The 18,788-nt window shown below is 26.4% G+C and carries 20 protein-coding genes; 11 read left to right on the top strand and 9 right to left on the bottom strand.

Annotated features, from left to right (window positions below):
* Genes ACYQ44_RS04885 through ACYQ44_RS04875 form a run of 3 tightly spaced genes read right to left on the bottom strand, consistent with a single transcriptional unit; the run spans position 1 to position 2,269 of the window.
* Positions 1 to 723 carry a biotin--[acetyl-CoA-carboxylase] ligase gene (locus tag ACYQ44_RS04885; RefSeq protein ID WP_459995660.1) on the bottom strand — a complete coding sequence of 241 codons (723 nt, stop codon included), beginning with the start codon at positions 721 to 723 and terminating at the stop codon, positions 1 to 3.
* Positions 724 to 737: 14 nt separating this feature from the next.
* Positions 738 to 1,544, bottom strand: a complete 807-nt coding sequence (gene panB, locus ACYQ44_RS04880; RefSeq protein ID WP_459995638.1) for a 3-methyl-2-oxobutanoate hydroxymethyltransferase — start codon at positions 1,542 to 1,544, stop codon at positions 738 to 740.
* Entirely contained in the window at positions 1,541 to 2,269 is a 729-nt protein-coding gene (locus ACYQ44_RS04875) for a DUF2520 domain-containing protein (RefSeq protein WP_459995636.1), read from the bottom strand. Before ACYQ44_RS04875 ends, panB begins: the two co-directional genes overlap by 4 nt.
* 154 nt (positions 2,270 to 2,423) lie before the next feature.
* On the opposite strand from ACYQ44_RS04875, the gene ACYQ44_RS04870 reads away from it, so the two are divergent.
* The 3 genes from ACYQ44_RS04870 to ACYQ44_RS04860 are packed head-to-tail and all read left to right on the top strand — an operon-like array spanning position 2,424 to position 4,339.
* A complete protein-coding gene (locus ACYQ44_RS04870; protein WP_459995635.1) occupies positions 2,424 to 3,539 on the top strand; it encodes an FtsW/RodA/SpoVE family cell cycle protein in 1,116 nt (371 codons plus the stop codon).
* 8 nt (positions 3,540 to 3,547) lie between these two features.
* The gene (locus ACYQ44_RS04865) at positions 3,548 to 4,012 is read left to right on the top strand and encodes a 23S rRNA (pseudouridine(1915)-N(3))-methyltransferase RlmH (protein ID WP_459995633.1); all 465 of its coding nucleotides are present in this window, start codon (positions 3,548 to 3,550) and stop codon (positions 4,010 to 4,012) included.
* 9 nt (positions 4,013 to 4,021) lie between these two features.
* Positions 4,022 to 4,339 (top strand): hypothetical protein, encoded by a 318-nt coding sequence (locus ACYQ44_RS04860; protein ID WP_459995632.1) that lies wholly within the window; start codon positions 4,022 to 4,024, stop codon positions 4,337 to 4,339.
* Positions 4,340 to 4,360: 21 nt separating this feature from the next.
* Here the strand turns inward: ACYQ44_RS04860 and ACYQ44_RS04855 are convergent, their stop codons facing one another.
* From ACYQ44_RS04855 to ruvC, 6 genes are all read right to left on the bottom strand, one after another.
* On the bottom strand, positions 4,361 to 4,990 hold the full coding sequence (locus ACYQ44_RS04855; protein WP_459995630.1) for an HAD family hydrolase: 630 nt from the start codon (positions 4,988 to 4,990) through the stop codon (positions 4,361 to 4,363).
* A gap of 10 nt (positions 4,991 to 5,000) precedes the next feature.
* A complete protein-coding gene (locus ACYQ44_RS04850) occupies positions 5,001 to 6,203 on the bottom strand; it encodes a hypothetical protein (RefSeq protein ID WP_459995629.1) in 1,203 nt (400 codons plus the stop codon).
* 14 nt (positions 6,204 to 6,217) lie between these two features.
* A complete protein-coding gene (gene mrdA / locus ACYQ44_RS04845) occupies positions 6,218 to 7,924 on the bottom strand; it encodes a penicillin-binding protein 2 (protein ID WP_459995628.1) in 1,707 nt (568 codons plus the stop codon).
* Positions 7,925 to 8,311: 387 nt separating this feature from the next.
* The gene (locus ACYQ44_RS04840; RefSeq protein WP_459995627.1) at positions 8,312 to 8,995 is read right to left on the bottom strand and encodes a hypothetical protein; all 684 of its coding nucleotides are present in this window, start codon (positions 8,993 to 8,995) and stop codon (positions 8,312 to 8,314) included.
* 2 nt (positions 8,996 to 8,997) lie between these two features.
* The gene (gene mreB, locus ACYQ44_RS04835) at positions 8,998 to 10,008 is read right to left on the bottom strand and encodes a rod shape-determining protein (protein WP_459995626.1); all 1,011 of its coding nucleotides are present in this window, start codon (positions 10,006 to 10,008) and stop codon (positions 8,998 to 9,000) included.
* Positions 10,009 to 10,105: 97 nt separating this feature from the next.
* Positions 10,106 to 10,582 (bottom strand): crossover junction endodeoxyribonuclease RuvC, encoded by a 477-nt coding sequence (gene ruvC, locus ACYQ44_RS04830; RefSeq protein ID WP_459995624.1) that lies wholly within the window; start codon positions 10,580 to 10,582, stop codon positions 10,106 to 10,108.
* 168 nt (positions 10,583 to 10,750) lie between these two features.
* Between ruvC and ACYQ44_RS04825 the strand changes: the two genes are divergently transcribed.
* From ACYQ44_RS04825 to truB, 8 genes are all read left to right on the top strand, one after another.
* Complete coding sequence (locus ACYQ44_RS04825; protein WP_459995622.1) at positions 10,751 to 12,025, top strand: hypothetical protein; 1,275 nt, start codon at positions 10,751 to 10,753, stop codon at positions 12,023 to 12,025.
* Positions 12,026 to 12,116: 91 nt separating this feature from the next.
* Positions 12,117 to 13,541: an NAD(P)/FAD-dependent oxidoreductase gene (locus ACYQ44_RS04820; protein ID WP_459995621.1), complete on the top strand. Its 1,425-nt coding sequence runs from the start codon at positions 12,117 to 12,119 to the stop codon at positions 13,539 to 13,541.
* On the top strand, positions 13,538 to 14,758 hold the full coding sequence (locus ACYQ44_RS04815; RefSeq protein WP_459995620.1) for an NAD(P)/FAD-dependent oxidoreductase: 1,221 nt from the start codon (positions 13,538 to 13,540) through the stop codon (positions 14,756 to 14,758). The genes ACYQ44_RS04820 and ACYQ44_RS04815 overlap by 4 nt, the downstream gene beginning before the upstream one ends.
* A complete protein-coding gene (locus tag ACYQ44_RS04810) occupies positions 14,733 to 15,116 on the top strand; it encodes a DUF1667 domain-containing protein (RefSeq protein WP_459995618.1) in 384 nt (127 codons plus the stop codon). Before ACYQ44_RS04815 ends, ACYQ44_RS04810 begins: the two co-directional genes overlap by 26 nt.
* A 3-nt stretch (positions 15,117 to 15,119) precedes the next feature.
* The gene (locus ACYQ44_RS04805) at positions 15,120 to 16,589 is read left to right on the top strand and encodes a sensor histidine kinase (protein ID WP_459995617.1); all 1,470 of its coding nucleotides are present in this window, start codon (positions 15,120 to 15,122) and stop codon (positions 16,587 to 16,589) included.
* A 5-nt stretch (positions 16,590 to 16,594) separates the two neighbouring features.
* Complete coding sequence (locus ACYQ44_RS04800) at positions 16,595 to 17,500, top strand: HDOD domain-containing protein (protein ID WP_459995615.1); 906 nt, start codon at positions 16,595 to 16,597, stop codon at positions 17,498 to 17,500.
* The gene (gene rbfA / locus ACYQ44_RS04795) at positions 17,493 to 17,861 is read left to right on the top strand and encodes a 30S ribosome-binding factor RbfA (protein ID WP_459995614.1); all 369 of its coding nucleotides are present in this window, start codon (positions 17,493 to 17,495) and stop codon (positions 17,859 to 17,861) included. Before ACYQ44_RS04800 ends, rbfA begins: the two co-directional genes overlap by 8 nt.
* Positions 17,833 to 18,768: a tRNA pseudouridine(55) synthase TruB gene (gene truB / locus ACYQ44_RS04790; RefSeq protein WP_459995613.1), complete on the top strand. Its 936-nt coding sequence runs from the start codon at positions 17,833 to 17,835 to the stop codon at positions 18,766 to 18,768. The genes rbfA and truB overlap by 29 nt, the downstream gene beginning before the upstream one ends.
* Positions 18,769 to 18,788 lie beyond the last annotated feature (20 nt).

Genomic DNA, 18,788 nt, shown 5'->3' with positions numbered 1-18,788 from the left:
TTAAACACTCTCCTTTCTAAGTGAAACGTCACCAGCATAAACATTTTCTATTATCCCATTTTCAAATTTAACTTCAATATAATCCCCATGTATTGAAACTATTTTACCATGTTTTTCCTCATTTTGGTATATTATTTTTATAAAATCTCCGTTTCTAATGTTAAGATTTTTTATCCATTCTTTTGTGAAAATGGAAATTGTATTGTTTTTAAAATATTTTATATAATATTTATAAAAAGCAGTAGTATTAATTTGTTTCAATAATTTTTTTAAATTAAGTTCCTTATTCATTTCTTCTACATAACTTGTAGCAATATTTTTTAATTCATCAGGTATTTTATTGTTTACATTTAATCCAACACCAACAATAATAGCTGCAACCGTCTTTCCTGTATAAATTCCCTCACCTAAAATTCCGCATATTTTCCTTTCATTAACAAGTAAATCATTAGGCCATTTTATAATGCTTTTTAATTTATATTTTTCCAATATATCTCTTATAGCCATAGTGTAAAGTCTAACATAATGCCATGGATTCATAGGTCTATTCTTGGGTTTAAATAAAACAGAAAACCATAATCCACCTCTTGGCGATACCCATTCTCTTTTCATTCGTCCATATCCACCAATTTGTTTCTCGGCCCAAACAACTGTTTCTGAAGGGAGCTCTTTCCAATGTTCTTTTAAAAAAATATTTGTGGAATCAATTGTATCGAAATGTATTAATTTATCACCTATTATTTCTGATCACTACCTTCTATAGGTTTAAAAACATTTTCTACACTAGGAAAAATTCCCTCTTTTACTTCTTTGGAATAAGATTCAATGGCTTTTTTAAATAAATCAAAGCCATTTAAATATTTTTTAAGAAATTTTGGTTCAAATTCATTATTTAATCCAAGGAAATCATGCCATACCAAAACTTGGCCATCACAATATCGTCCGGCTCCAATTCCTATTGTTGGTACAGAAATAGTTTCTGTTATTTTTTTTGCAACAGGTTCAGTAACCATTTCTAATACAATAGAAAAAACTCCAGCCTTTTCTAATTCTATAGCGCTTTCAAGGAGAAAATCTTCTTCTGTTTTATTTTTTCCTTTTGAAGAAATACCAATTTGTTTATATGATTGTGGAGTAAAACCTATATGGCCCATTACTGGTATTCCATAATCCACCATTTTTCTTATTAAAGGGGCTACAGTTTTTCCACCTTCAAGTTTTACAGCATCAGCACCTGCTTTTAAAATTAATCCAGCATTTTTAATAGCTTCACTTTCAGATACCTGATAACTTAAAAAAGGCATATCACCAACAACAAATGTATTAGGGGCTCCCTTTTTAACAGCTTTTATAAAAATTAGCATTTCTTCCATATCTATTTTCATTGTATCATCATTTCCGAGCATTACATTAGAAGCAGAATCACCAACAAGAACCATGTCTATATTAGATGCTTCAGCGATTTTTGCACTAAAATAATCATAGGCAGTAATCATTGCAATCTTTTCTTTATTTTTCATTTTTAATATTTTTTTTATACTCATTCTTCCTCCTCCTTGATTTTATAGAGAATACCTATAAAAAAGTCATAAATATATGTATTTCCAAATATTTTTTCAAACTCTTTTCTTTCTTCATCTATAGTTAATTTATCATCTCTATTTACAGGACCAGTAAGGGAATTTTTGAGTCCAGATTTTTTAATATTATTTAATGAATGAATAGAAAGATCAATAAGATGAGTAAAATCAATTATCCCCATATCTTCATAAATATCTCTAGCCATTTTAATTAATCCATATGAAAAATTTGAAGCAATAACTGCAGCTAAATGATAAGCTTTTTTCTTATTTTGTGGTATTATAACATATTTTCCATTTAAATTTGAAACTAATTTTTTAGCTATTTCAATACCTTTTTCATCACCTTCAATACCCCAAGTAATATTTTTTATTTCAGAACAATTTTTTATTGAGGAAAAAGGAAAATTTGGATGCATAGAAAAATGAGGAATACCTGTAATAAAAGATGAATCCAAATATCCACTACAATGACCTATACCTTCCACTTTTGATAAATCAAAATGACTTATCATTTCCCATATAGGAACAATATTTTTATCCTGTGTTGTTATTAAGACGATTCCCTCAAGCAAAAAGTTAGAATAATCAAAAGTCTTATCAATTAATAAAGTATTGATATTTTTTTCTTTGAAACAATTATATAAACTCTTCCCCACTTTACCCGGCCCAATAATATTAATCTTCATTATACACCTCTTATATGATATAATATTGAATATAAATGAATAAATTTAAGATAAGGTTGTTTATTTAATTATATCAGATTGAAGACGAATTTATTATTATCTATAACATATTTTTAAAAAATACAGATTTTAAAATTTTAAGGAGGAAATTTTTGTGAAGGTAAAGGTTGAGCCTTTTGAAAGAACAAGAAAATTTGAATACATTATTCCATTAATATATTTCACTTTATTGATTTTTGGCATTTTTATGGTTAGAACAGCAACTTATGGTGAATATATTGAAGAGAATTATTATAAACAAATTGTTTTTTCTATTATAGGGGTTATAGTTTTTTTCTTTGTATACTTTTTAAAAGAAAGAATTTTAAAAAGTATAATACCTCATCTTTATGGAATAACGATATTATTGTTATTATATGTATTGTTTTTTGAAAGAGCAAGATATGGTGCAAGAAGATGGATAAGAATTGGTCCAGTGGGAATCCAACCATCACATTTGTTTTTAATATTTACTTTAATTATTTTTGCAAAATATTTATCTGAAAAAAATAAAAAAGCATATTATTTACTATCTTTTACCACATTATTAGGGTTAGGGTTAATATTTAAACAGCCTGATCTAGGAATGACATTATTTACATTTGGTTTATGGTTTTTATTAACATATGTATCCGGACAACATGAAAAAACATGGAAAACATCATTATTTTTAATGCTCTTTTCTTCACCTTTTGCTTTTTATTTTATGAAAGACTATCAAAGAGCAAGAATCATAGGTTTTTTATTTCCAGAAAAAAATGCTGCTGGAGTTGCATATAACACATTACAATCAAATAGAGCAATAGGATCTGGAGGCATATTTGGTAAGGGTTATTTAAATGGATTTATGAATTTATCAAATTTTGTTCCAGAAGATCACACTGATTTTATTAGTGCTGTTATAGGTGAAGAATTGGGGTTTCTAGGTTTATTTTTTGTAATATCTTTATATATGCTTTTAATATACAGAATTTATCAATATTCTCAAAAAACAGAAAGAAAATTTTGGAAATACATATATTTTGGAACAATAATAATAATTTTTTTTCATGTATATGAAAATATTGGGATGTCTATTGGAATAATGCCGGTAACAGGAGTTCCTTTGCCACTTGTTTCATATGGTGGCAGTCAAATTATAACCTTTTCATTCTTATTAGGTTTAGTAACCAAAGGAATAGCAACAACTGAGATATATAACAATGAAGATAATTATTTAGATAATGAATAGGTGATAAAATGATAAAAATATATGTAATTGGAAAACCAAAAACTAAGTTTATAAAATCTGGAATTGAACAATATTTAAAATGGAATGGCAAGTATGATAGAGTTGAATTAATTGAATTACCATTATCTACAGACTTAAATAAAATAACATCTGAAGAATATAAAAAACAAGATAAAGAAAAATTTGATAAATATTTTCTTCCAGATGTATTTAAAGTTGTTCTTGATGAACGAGGAAAAGAACTTTCCTCTATTGATTTTGCAAAAAAAATAGAAAGATGGAGAATTGGAAAAAAGAATATATCATTTTTCATTGGTGGTCCATTAGGTCATCATGAAGAAATAAGAAAAAATGCCGATTTTTTATTTTCTATATCAAAAATGACATTTACGCATGAAATGGCTGTTTTATTATTATTAGAGCAAATATATAGAGCATTTAAAATAAATAATAATGAAAAATACCATTATTAGGAGGGAAATATGCATAAAAGGTTTTTTAAAAGATTGAAAAATTATAAAGATGTAGAGTTATATTTTAAAAATGAAATAAAAGACGATGTAGTATTAGAAACAGTAAAAAATGTATTATATGAAGAGGAAGATGAAAGTTATAATCTAATTGAAGGAAAAGATAAAATTAGATATATAAAATTTTATCGTTCTGGAAGTTGTGAATTATGTTACGAAGAATATATTGACGAGACAAAAACAAAATTAAATGAATGGAAAATAAATCCTCCGGATTTTAGGGATAATTCATTAAAATTAGAGATAATTTTCGAAGTTAGAGAAAAATAAAGAAATAGATACCCCCAATAATTATAAATTATCTATTATTGGGGGTATTTCCCTAATATTATGAACAATATAATCAGCATCTTTTACTTCATCTTCACCAAATCCATAAGAACAACCTATTGAAATAAATCCATTTTTTTTGGCTGCTTCTATATCTTTATGTCTATCGCCAACCATAATAAAATCTTTCTTTCCATTTGAAATATTTTTTAATACAACATCTTTTTCTTGCCAATTATACATTTCTGCACAGTGTGGAGAATCAATAAAATTATTTAAACCTTTTTCTAAAAGCGCATTTAAATATTTTATATTACAATTTGAAAGTATGTATAAATTATGATTTTTCTTTTTTAAATAATCTAAAACTTCAAAAACCCCATCAAAAAAAATTTTATTATGATTTTCAATTTTTATTATTTCAGTTTCATATTTATCTAATAATTCAATAGCTTTATCAATAGTTTTTTTATTTTTTGTTTTTAAAAGTCCTTCAAATATTTCATCTATAGTATAACCAATATATTTAAATATTTCATTATCAGATATTTTGCTATTATAACCCAGTTCTTTTAGAATTTTTCTAATAGCTGGTAAAGCAATATTTTCAGTTTTTACAAGGGTTCCATCTAAGTCAAAAACAATATTCATATTTTCCTCCTTATTTGTAGTTTCTAATAGTTAATTCTAAAGTTTGATTATCATTTGTATAAAAAGTTATTTTGTCAGAATTTTCAATTTTTTTGAGATAATTTCCTTTAACACTTAATAATTTCATTGCTCCACCATTAATCACAATTTTTGCTTTTCCTGAAGATTTTATTGTAATTTTAAATGTTCTATCAATATAATCTTTTGTTCTTAATTCATTTACTATCTGTAGGTCAGCAGTTGAATTCCATGATTGTCCTAAAAAGATTTCAGTTGTTTCATTTTCATTAGTTTTTGAAATAGTAGAGACTTTTTGTATAAATTCTTTATTATCTTTTTTTGTAAAAATATGTATCTTACCCTTTATAAGAGGAATACCTAAACCATTATTTTTAGTATTTTCAAATTCTCTGATAATTTCGAGATATTTATTTTCAAAGGAATTAGAATAAAAGCTAAAATTCAAATAATTTATATCTTCATAATTTTTTATTGTTCCGAGTTTAATAACTTTTGAAAATTCACCATCAAATGGTAGTATCTCTCCAAAGTTTATTATAGCACTTTCATTTACAATAATGGGTGCATATGGAGCAGCTTCTAAAGCTAAAGTTTTAGTATAAATATCTTTTGATTGATTATTATTTGAAATATTAAATGCTTCATCAATTAAAGTGACGTTATAAGGTTCATCAATTTTTCCGTTTATTTTATATGTAATAAATAAATCTCCATTACTTTTTAGATCATAAAAAAAATCCCATTTTAAAGGTTTTGAAATAATCACCATGCCTTTAATATTTTTTGCGTATAATATCTTGTTATTCATCAATGTATTTAAATTTATTAAATCGGTTCTCCACCATACTTTTAAATAATTATCATAATAATATATGAAATTTGGAGTTAAAGCATCTTTTAATATTAAAGGATTTAAATTTATTATATTAACTCTTGAACTTAAAATATTCCTTAAATCATCATTTGTTCCGATAAATTTAAAATTTACATTTTCTAAATTTTCAAATTCTATTTTATAATACTCAGCATTCTCTACAAATATTACATTTTCATCAGCTCTTAAAGGAATTTTTAACTCATTAGTCCATACATAATCTTTGCTTATTAAACCTATGTTCTTGAATAAAAATAGATTATTTGAAAAAAGTAATATAGATAAAATAAGAATAATAAAAGTCACTAATTTTTTCATAATAATCCCTCCATTTATTTTTTATTTTTTAATTCTAAATATTTTTCTAAAGCTTTTCTTGCAATAGGCGCAGCGACCTCAGAACCATATCCACCATTTTCTACAAATGATACAATAGTAACTTCAGGATTATTTGCTGGCATAAATCCAGCAAACCATGAATGTGGTGATTTACCTCCTGTAACTTCTGCAGTTCCTGTTTTACCAGCTACCAATTCTTTAAAGTCTTTAAAAACATGATATGCCGTTCCGCCATCTGAGCTATTTCCAGGGTATGTGGTAACTTCTATCAATCCTTTTAGAATATTGAAATAATGAACAGTATTTATATTATAAATAAAATCTAATTTTTTTTCATAAGGGACAGAGTCTTCAGATAGATTTTTAACATATTTTTTTAGAACATGGAATTTATAATATTTACCTTTCGTTGAAAGAATATTATATAATCTTAAAATAGAAATAGGAGTGAATTGCATATAACCCTGACCAATTGATGTTAAAACGGTTTCACCAATAAACCAATCTTGACCAAATTTCTTTTTTTTCCATGTTCTACTAGGAAATACAGAATTAACTTCACCAGTTAAATCAATACCAGTTTTTTCATTGAGTTTAAATATCTTTGCATATGAACTCATGGTATCTATTCCGAGATTTAATCCGAGATTATAATAATATAAATTACATGAAACTCTTAATGATTTTACAAGATCAGTAACACCATGTCCAAAAATATTCCAATCATAATATTCAGCAATAACTTTATCTTTAGAATTTTTTAATTCAAATTTTCCATCACAAAAAATAGTAGCTTCTGGAGAGACACCTTCTTCTAATCCTATAAGAGCAAAAAATGGTTTTATAACAGATCCGGGGGCATATACAGAAGAAATAGATCTGTTAATTAAAGGTTGTTTGGTATCATATATTATTTTTTTCCATTCTTGAATAGATAAACCTGAGGAAAATAGATTTGGTTCAACAGAAGGGTAACTAACAAGAGCTAAAATTTCTCCATTATATGGATTAGACATTATAACAGATCCGGGTTTTTTGTATTTTTCTATTTCGTCATAAATATATTTTTGTAAATTATAATCTATTGTTAAATAAATATCATTTCCTTTAATTGGCTCAACAGTTTCTAAAACTTTATCAATACGACCTCCCGGTGTAATTTTTACAATTTGATACCCAGGTTTTCCTTCGAGAATGTCATTATACGTTTTTTCAACACCATATAAAGGGATACCTTCAGAATTAACATATCCTATAATAGGGTATATTGTATTATCTTTATATCTTCTAATAAACTTTTCAGAAACTCTTAATCCTTTGATATTTGAAAGCTGTTTAATATTAGCTGGTGTGAGATTTACAGTTAATTTTTTTTGGAAAATTAATTTATCAATGAGCGTTTCAGGAGTATCGCTTATTGTAGAAAAAATATTTTTTAATAATTTAATATTTGTTTCTGAAAAAGAGTCTGTAAAACTTTCTATAACATAAACTTTTTCATTCCAGGCTAATAAAATTCCATTTTTATCATAGATATTACCACGTGTAGGGTTTAAAGTAATAATTTTAGTACTTAATTCTTCAACTTCTTTAGAATATTTTTTATAATTAAAAATTTGTAAATATGCAATTTTTGAAATTAAAATTCCAAAAGATATAAAAATTAAAATAATTATAAAACTATATCGTGATTCGTTCATTTTTATCTACCCTTCCAATAATTATGAAATGTGTTATGGATAGTAAGATATAAGATATTATCAAAACATAAAAATTCTTATTTATGAAAGCTAGAAAAAATAGAGGTATAGATACACTAAAAAGACTTCTTAAAAAGCTTTTTTCTAGGAATCCAAATAGGTGAAAAGATAAGATATTTAGGGCAAAAAATAATATTGTCATTAAACCAATATCATACTTTGAAGAAAAGTATAATATTGAATATAAAAATGAGAAAAAATAAAATTTTTCTTTAAATAAATATTGAATAATTAAAAATATTATAGGAAATGAGAAAAACAAAACATCACCCATCCAACGATCCCACGAAGAAGAAATTAAAGTCATAACAATAATATAAATATTACTCATTGTTTCACCTCAAATTCGGTAAAAAATACTATATTATCATTTAATTTATCTGGGATTAAATAATAAATAGTATTTGATTTTTTAAATATACGCCCTTTTATATATAATTTTTTATTAATCCAATTAGAATTAGAGATTAAAATGCTTACTTCTGAATTGTTAGAAAAAATATTAAATCCTTCTGGAATATTTATAATAACATTTCCATATCCACTTTCTTTTATTAGTAAATCAACATTATTATAAAAACCAAACATTTCATGGTTTCCCCAGCCTAATTTACGAATAGTTTTATTACTTTTCAAAGATCCATTAACAAAACCTATTATATAACCATCTTTAGTGAAAGCAATTTCATTATTTTTAACCTCTTTACTAGTTTTTACATAGTAATATTTTGAATCTTCATTTATAAAAATTCCAGGTATTAATGAAAGTTCTAAATTATATTTATCACTTTCAATTTTTATACTTTTAGTATATTTAAATAATATATTTTCTAGATTTTCTAAATACTTAGAATTTCCAGTTAATAAAAGGTAATCATTTCTTATTTCAAAAAAAACAATATCCAGAGGATAATTTACTCTGGATATAATTGAATTTATATATGGAAATAGTGTTGAGAGTATAGCAATAAATAAAAGGGTTATAGTATATAAAATAAATTTTCTAAGCATGATTATTTTTGAAGTTTAGCTAAATTTTCTAATATTTTAATTTTGTCCAATACCATACCGGCGCCTCTGGCCACCGCAGTAAGAGGATCCTCTGCTACAATAACTTTGATTTTAGTTTCGTGTTCAATTAATTCTTTCAAACCTTTTAAAAGAGCACCTCCACCAGATAAATAAATACCTTTCATAACAATATCCGTTAATAATTCTGGAGGTGTTTCTTCCACTGTTAATTTTATTTGCTCTACAATTTTCGATACAGGATTATTTATTGCTTCTCGTATTTCATGGCCTTTCAATATTATATTCTTTGGAAGTCCAGATAAAATGTCTCTCCCAATGATTTCGATTTCTTCTTCATCATATTCTTCATTAGGCCAAGTATTTCCTATTCTTTTCTTAATTTTTTCTGCAGTTCTTTCACCAATTAATAATCCGGTTTTATCCTTTACATAACTTATAATTGATTCATCAAGTTCATCTCCGGCAATTCTCACAGACTTTGAAATAACTATACTTCCTAGAGAAATTACAGCAATTTCTGTAGTTCCACCACCTATATCAACAACCATGTTTCCAGACGCTTCTTCAACATTTAAACCAACACCTATTGCTGTAGCCATAGCTTCTTCTATTAAAAAAGCTTTTCCAGCACCAGCATCTAAAGCAGCCTTATATAATGCATTTCTTTCAACTTCAGTAGCATCAGTAGGAACGCCAACAACAACGGTAGGTTTAAAAAATGTAAAAGAACCTACAGAAGCATTTATGAAATATTTCAACATAGCCAGAGCAGTATTATAGTCTGCAATAACTCCATCTTTTAAAGGCCTTATAGCTATAATATTTGCAGGGGTTTTTCCTATCATTTTTTTTGCATCTTTTCCAACTGTTAAAATTTCTTTTGTATCCTTTTCAATAGCAATAACAGAAGGTTCATTTACAACAATTCCCTTCCCTTTTACATAAACTAATGTATTAGCAGTTCCTAAATCTATTCCTATATTCGACCTCATTTTTAATCCTCCTGAAAAGTTTGTTTTAAAAAAAGTTTGTTTTAAAAATTATACCACATTACCGCCTATCAACAAAATTTTGAAAAATTAAAGAATATTATTGTAATCTTCTAAAATTTCCATGGCAAAAGGCAATTGCTAAAGCATCAGCGGCATCATCTGGTGTAGGGTTTTTTTTCAAATTAAATATAACTTTTAACATTCTTTGTATTTGCCCTTTTTCTGCGCGTCCATAACCTGTTATTGCTTGCTTTACTTGATATGGAGTATATTCAAAAATAGGAATAGAGGCTTTCTGAAGAGCTAATAAAATAACCCCTCTAGCTTCTCCTACCTGAATAGCTGTTTTAACATTTTTAAAGAAAAATAAACTTTCTACTGCTGATTCATCAGGATTGTATTTTTCAATTAAAAGATTCATTTTATCAAAAATTTCTAAAAGTCTTGCATTTAAATCAGATTTTTTATCAGTTTCAATAACCCCAAAATCAATTAATTTAAAGGTGTTTCCAACTCTTTCAATAATACCATAACCAATTCTTCCATATCCAGGATCAATTCCCAATATTCTCATTCTACACCTCTTAATATTTTTTCGATTTCTATTATATCATAAAAGTTTAAATATATTATATATAGATTATATTAGAATTTTTACTTTTTAAATAATACATTTCTTAACATATTTTCTAAAAAAAATTTGTGTTATAATTTAATTGATATTATGATACAGGAGGCAATTATGAAAAAATCTTTAATGCTATTTTTTTTATTATTTTTCATATATGGATTTTCAAATATAACCTGGGAAATAAAGCCATCAAAATATGAAATTATTCAATATTCCAAACAGATAAAATTATATTGGAATTTAAATGAAAAAGTTGATTCATATAATGTTTTTCTTGGAGAAAAAGAAACAAATTTAGAATTAGTATACAAAGGAAATAAAAACCAATACATTGTAACCAATCTTCAGCCAAATAAAAAATATTATTGGAAAATAATAGCAAAAAGTACAAAAAAAACCTTAGATTCAGGAATAAGAGAATTTTACTTAAAATTAGAAAAACCTAAAATAACCACAATTCATCCCTATTCTCAATATAATATTGATTCAGAAAATATAGAATTTTTTTGGAATATACAATATCCTGTAAATTATACAACTAATTTAATTCTATATAAAAATGACGAGAAAATTTTAGAAAAACAAGTATTAAATGGAAAATATTCAATAAACCTATTACCAGGAACAAAATATAAATGGTATTTAAACATAAAAGATGAATTCAATAACAAATATTTATTAGGACCGTACTATTTTTCAACTAAACCATATGAACTTTTAATGCATGTAGACAAATCAATTTTTAATATAAAAGTCTATGGTTCATATCTAGAAAAAAATCAAATATATAAATCTGATCATAAAATAAATAATATACAGAAATATGGGAATTTTCTTTTTTTATCTTTTGATTCTATGATAGAAATAATTCATAAAAATGGAAAAAAGGTATCTGAAATAAACATTGATGAAATTAAAGATTTTGATATAGATAAAATAGGTAATGAAATATTACTTTATGCAGTAAATAACAAAAGTTTAATGATTTTTGATGTAACTAACCCATTTTATCCATTTTTAAAAAAGCAAATCTTTGGGAATTATATATCCATATCTTCAAATAAATCTAATATTCTTTTATTAAAAGAAAATGAAATTAACATTATGAATAAAAATCTTGAAATTTATTATAAAAAGGATTTTAAACAATTGAGAAAAATAATGTACAATGATGATAATGGAGGTATTATATTATCAAATAATAAATTGATTAAATTTAGATATAAGAATAATACTTTTGAAATAACAAAAGAGTTAGAGCTATTTAAAATTATTGATTTTGTCATAGACAATGGGAGAATAGCATTGTTAACCTTTAACATGAAATTTATGTTTATGATTTTGCCTTTAATTTGCTATACTATAAATATTTTAGAACAGATATAAAAAATATGAAATTATATAAAAATATTCTTTTTTATTATGATGAAGATATAAAGTTTTTAGAATTGTACAACCTTGAAAGGAAGTGATGTTTTTGATTGCTGTAATAGGTGGGGGAATTGTAGGAACGCTTATAGCTAGAGAATTAAATAAATATGTAGAAGATGTATGGCTTTTTGAAGCAAAAACGAATTTTGGTATGGGGGTCACAAAATCTAATTCTGCAATTTTACATGGAGGATATGATGATCCACCCGGAAGTTTAAGAGCACAGTTATGTTATAAAGGTAATCAATTATATACACAGTTACAGCAGGATTTACATTTTGATTTAAAAAGAGTGGGATCACATGTTGTTGCAATAGAAGATGAGGAAACAAATTATATATATAGTTTATTAAAAAAAGCGGAAAAAAATGGAGTTAAAGAAGTTAGAATTATTGAGAAGTTAGAACTACTTGAAATGGAAAAAAATATCAATCCAAAGGCTAAAAGATCGCTATATTGTGAAATAGCCGGTATATTTGACCCATGGATTGTTGCTATGCAAGCTGCAAAATCTGTTAGAGTTAATGGTGGAAGGACATTAACAAAAAAAAGATTAGTAGAAGTTGAGAAGAAAAATGGAAAATACTTATTGAAATTTCAGGATAAATCTGAATATTTTGCAGACTTAGTAATAAATGCAGCAGGATTATATGCTGATGAAGTTGCAAAATTATTTGGAGACGAAGTTCCTGAAATCTTTCCAGTAAAAGGGGAATATTTTCTTCTCTCAAAAGATTTTAAATATGTAAATTCAACAATCTTTCCTGTTCCAACAGGTATATCAAAGGGTTGTTTGGTTTTACCTACAGTAGATGGAGGATATTTAGTTGGACCAAATGCAAATAGGGTTTTATCAAAAACAGATACTGCAACTACCAGAGAAGGATTAAAGGAAATAAGGGAAAAGGGAATGAAGTTAGTTCCTAATTTGAATTTTAGAAGACATCTGGTAAAAACGTTTGCTGGATTAAGACCAGAAACAGAAAAAAAAGATTTTTATATAAATGTTGGTAAAAGCGGAACTATTCATGTTTCAGGAATTAGATCTCCTGGTTTAACGGCAGCGCCGGCAATTGCTAAATATGTAGTAGAATATTTAATTCAAGAAAAAGTAGGATTAAATCTTTATCCAAGAGAAGGGTATATACATAAAATTGAAAAAACACCTCATTTGGTTCATATTGATAGAAATAAATGGAATGAAATTATACAAAAAGATCCAAATGCTGGAGAAATGGTATGCCATTGTAATAAAGTTACAAAAAAAGAAATAATCGATTCTATAAATAACGGTGCAAGAACTTTAGACGATATAAAATTTATGACTAGAGCATCTTTTGGTGAATGTCAGGGTGGATTTTGTACAGCGAAAATATTAAAAATATTGGCTGAATATACTGAAAGAGATCCAAGAGAAATCAATCAAAATGAAGATGGATCCTGGATAGTGAATGCGAAGGTGAGAATATGAAATATAAAACAGATGTAGTTGTAATAGGTGGAGGAGCTGCTGGTATGGCGGCAGCATATAGAGCAAAAAAAGAAGGGGTAAATGTAATTCTTCTTGAAAGGGATGAAGATACTGGAGGAGTATTAAATCAATGTATTCATAATGGATTTGGATTACAATATTTCAGAAAAGATTTAACAGGACCAGAATTTAAGGAATTTGCTAAAGAAAGACTAGAAAATATAGAGATATTATATGGCACATATGTTCTTGAAGTAAGAAAAGATAAAATTATAACCTTTGTTGACAAAAGAGGAATACATGAAATAGAAACTAAAGCATTGGTAATGACAACTGGAGCAAGAGAGAGACATTTTAATTCATTGCCTGTACCTGGAAAGCGTATTACAGGGGTGTTTACAGCTGGATTAGCTCAAAGATTTATTAATTTAGAAAATTTAAAACCAGGTAGTAAGGCCGTAATACTTGGCTCAGGAGATATAGGACTTATAATGGCTAGAAGACTTACTTTAGAAGGTATAAAAGTGGAAGCCGTATTGGAAATTATGCCATATCCAGGTGGATTAGAAAGAAATGTTCAACAGTGTTTAAAAGACTTTAATATTCCACTATATTTATCACACACAGTAGTTGCTGTTGAGGGAGATAGACGTTTAAAAAAGGTTATTGCAGCAGAGGTTGATTATAAATGGGATCCTATTCCTGGTACAGAAAAAGAGTTTGAAGTTGATACATTGATAACATCTGTAGGGCTTATTCCACAAACGAAACCAGTTGACTTTGTTGAAGCTGATCCAGGATTTTTAGTATCAAATACAAATCAAACAAGTGAAGACTGGATATTTGCAGCAGGAAATTGTACAGTAATCTTTGATCTAGTTGATTATGTTGCTCAAGAAGGTGAAAAAGCAGGGAAATATGCTGCATTATATGCAAAAGGCGAATATCAAAAAGGTAAAAAAGTAAAAGTAAGGAAAGGTGAAAATATAGGAGTAATCCATCCTGTTTATATAGATCCAACAGAAGAATCTACATTATATGTCCGAGTATCAAAGGTTTTTGATAGGGCAAGTATAAAAGTAGAACCTTTAGGGGTTGAAGTAATAGAAAATGAGGCAAGACCTCCAGAAATGGTTGTTATTAAGTTAAAACCATTTGATGAAAATATTGATGAAATAGAGGTGATGGCAGATGAGCTCATCTCAAAACTTGGTTAAAGAATTAACTTGTGTAAGATGTCCATTGGGATGTAAGGTAAAAATAGAATATACAAAAGAATTAGAAGTAATAGAAGTTTCTGGAAACAAATGTCCTCGAGGAAGAGAATATGCTATTCAAGAAATTAGTGATCCACATAGAATACTTGTTACCAGTGTTAAAGTAAAAAATGGCAAATATAATTTAGCCTCAGTAAAAACTACAGATTCAATTCCATTAAGATTATTTGATAAAGCTATGAAAATAATAGAAAAAACAACTGTTGAAGCACCAGTAAAGCGTGGTGATATTGTAATAAAAAACTTTTTAGAAACAGGTGTGGATTTGATAATTACAAGAAGTGTTGAAAGGTTGTGAAGAATGGATTCTAAAAAAACAATATTAGACACATATTCTAAAATATCGGATCTCGTTGTAGAAATTAGTTCGTTAAACAGTCTAGAACAAGTAGAAAACTCCATACATTCAATAATAAGTGGACAAATCGATTTAAATGAAGAATATTTTCTATGGCCAACAGGAGATACTTTTAAAGAGTTAAATAATAAGAAAATTACAGAGGAAATCAAAGATTTAGCTGCTTGGGCAGCTAAATCTTTGAAAATTTCTATATTCCCGTTAGAAAGTGGAGATAATGCATTAATAATACCATTTTCAAAATCTCAAAAAGTTTTTTTAATATATATTTGTTTAACAAAGATGGAAGAAATATCAAATGAAATATTGTTATTTCTAAATATAATGAGTTTTTTAATAGCTTCAGTAATAGAAACGTTGCAACTATACGAAGAAATAGTTGAAACAAAAGAAATAATAGAAAAAAACAGGGATTTTTTAAATCAAATTTTAAATTCTATGATAAGTGGTTTAGCAGTTTTTGACAAAAACTATGAAAAAATATTTATTAATTCAAAATATATAAGTTTTGAGCAAGAGTACGGTAAGGAGTTAGAAGAATATATAAAAAATGAAATAGTGAATTTAGAAATTACAGGAGAAAAGATAACAAAAGAATACGAATTAAAAGATCATTTTTTATCAATTGATTTTTTAAAAACAATAGAGGAAAATTATCTTGTAATAATATCAGATATTACAGGTACAAAAGAATTAGAGAGATTAAAAAAATTAGATCAGATGAAAACAGAGTTTTTATCAACAGTATCTCATGAATTAAGAACACCATTGGCCGCTATAAAAGCCTATTCTGAATCTATTATTGATAGCCTAGAAATACTCGATGAAATAACATTGAAAGATTTTATGGAGACTATATTAAAAGAAGCTGACCATCTTCAAAATTTATTAGATGAAATACTTGATTTTTCAAAATTAGAAATGAGATCAATAAATATAAAAAAAGAAAAATTCTCAATAAACGAATTAATAGATGATGTATATAATTCTCATAAAAGCAAAGCTGAAATGAATGGTATAAAAATGTATAAGGTTTTACCAAAAGAAAATATAATTGTTAATTTAGATAGAACAAGATTAAAACAAATATTGTCTAATTTAATAGATAATGCCATAAAATATAGCGATAAAAGCAAGGATTTGAAATTTATTAAATTAACAGTAAAAGATGAAAAAGATAAATTGTTAATTCTTGTTGAAGATAATGGTATAGGAATAGCAAAAGAACATCATGAAAAAATTTTTGAAAAATTTTATAGAGTTGATAATTCATTAACATATGAAATTTCCGGTACAGGTATTGGGTTATCTGTGGTAAAAGAATTAGTAGAACTACAAGGTGGAAAAATATGGTTAAAAAGTGTAGAAGGCAAAGGAACAAGATTTTATATAGAGTTTAAAAAAGGAATGTGATAAGTATGGCTCTAACAATGAAAGAAGTTATTAAAAAGTTATCTGAATTACCAACTCCTGATTTTGTTTTAAAAAGAATAATTGATATAACCTCTAATCCTTCATCAAATACAAAAGAGTTGGAAAATGCAGTGTTGCAATCACCGCCATTGGTAGCTAAAATATTAAAATTAAGTAACTCGGCTTACTATGCATTACCAAGAAAAATAACAAAATTATCTCAAGCGATAAATATATTGGGATTTAAAACAGTTAGAAACTTGGCTTTGGGGGTATTTACAGCTGATTCTTTTTTTAGAAGAGAGTTTGAATTTCTTGATTCGAAAAAATTCTGGAAACATATTATGTCTGTTGCAATAGCTTCAGAAATGCTTTCGCAAATTGTAAATTATCCTGATAAAGAAGAGATATTTTTAAGTGGTATGTTGCATGATTTAGGTAAAATGGCAATGGGTATAATTACTCCCGAAACAGTAGAAATGGTTTTAAATATAGCAGAACATAAGAAGGTATCATTTACAAAAGCAGAAAATATGTTAAATATTATGACACATCAAAATTTTGGAAAATTATTATTTGAAAATTGGAATTTACCAGAAAGTGTAATATATACTGCGGCATATCACGATGAACCAGAGAAACTTGAAATAGATAAATTTTCATTGAACGTATATATTGTTCACTTAGCAAATATATCTGTAAATTCAATTTTATATGGGTATTCTGGTTGTTTTGATATACCAGTTCCATCTGATGTAGTATGGAATAAATTTGATATGACAGGTAAAAAATATTTAAACTTTCTTGAAAAGCTTGAAGAGAAATTAGAAGAATCAAAAGATTTCATACAATTGGATACATTTATTGAAAATCCAGAAAAAGATGACGAGGAGGAAGAAGAAAATGGCTAAAGAATTCAGAAGAGAAATGATAGAATCAGAAATTTTAAAATTAATAAATATGAATATAAATAACTTAAGGGACCCAAGGGTTCAAAATAAAATTATTTCTGCAACAAGAGTAGAATTGGCCAAAGATAAATCTTATGCAGATGTATATGTTTCTGTTTTAAATGGTGATATAGATGAAATAATAGAAGTATTAACAAAAGCGAAAGGTTTTTTCAAAAGTTTAATTGCAAGAAGTATAAGAATGTATAAAGTGCCAGAAATAAGATTTCATAAAGATAAAGGAATAGAAGAAAGTATAAAAATACATAAATTATTAGATGAGATTTCAAAAAATGAGAATACAGGTGAAGCAAATGAATAACGGTTTTCTTTTAATAGACAAGCCATCTGGAATTACATCGCATGATGTAGTAGATGAGATTAGAAAAAAATTTTCAACAAAAAAGGTTGGACATTCAGGAACATTAGATCCTTTTGCTACAGGACTTTTACTTATAGGAATTAATAAAGGAACAAGACTTTTGGAATATTTACAACATCAAGATAAAAAATATTATGTAAAAGCTAAATTAGGAATTATTACAGATACATATGACATTACTGGTGAAATAAAAGAAGAAAAAAAAGTGTTAAAAGAACATATAGATAAATTAAAAGAAACAATTTTATCCTTTAAGGGGAACTATATGCAAGTACCTCCAATGTATTCTGCACGAAAGTATCAAGGTAAAAAATTATATGAATTTGCAAGAAAAGGAAAAATAATAAGAATGCCTCCGCGAGAAGTGAAAATATATAATATTGAAAAAATAAAAATATATGAAAATGGAACATTTGAATTTGAATGTGAAGTTTCATCAGGAACATATATTAGATCGTTAATAATGGATATAGGATATAAATTAGAATTAGGCGCAGTTACAACAGAATTAAGAAGATTGAGCATAGGAAAGTTTAATGTCGAAGATGCAAAACCATTAGAAAAAATATCAGAAAAAGATATAGTTCCAATGTTTAATATGCTTTCATTTTCTTCAGTAGAACTTAATGATGAAGGTGTAAAAAGAGCATTAAATGGAAATCATATATTTTTAAAACATATTGAGAAATACGATGAATTTAAAAAAAATGATTATGTATCCTTAATTGATAATGACAAAAATTTAATTGCAGTAGCGTTAGCCGAAAGAAATTCAAATTTTTTAAAAACTCTAATAGAACATGAAAGAAATGAAAGAATATTTAAGATAAAAAAGGTATTTAAGTAAATAAAAAAGAGGGTGAGGTT

Source organism: Marinitoga arctica (assembly GCF_054657315.1).
The sequence above is the reverse complement of the archived record's forward strand: the minus strand, read 5'-3'. Positions and strand labels throughout refer to the sequence as shown.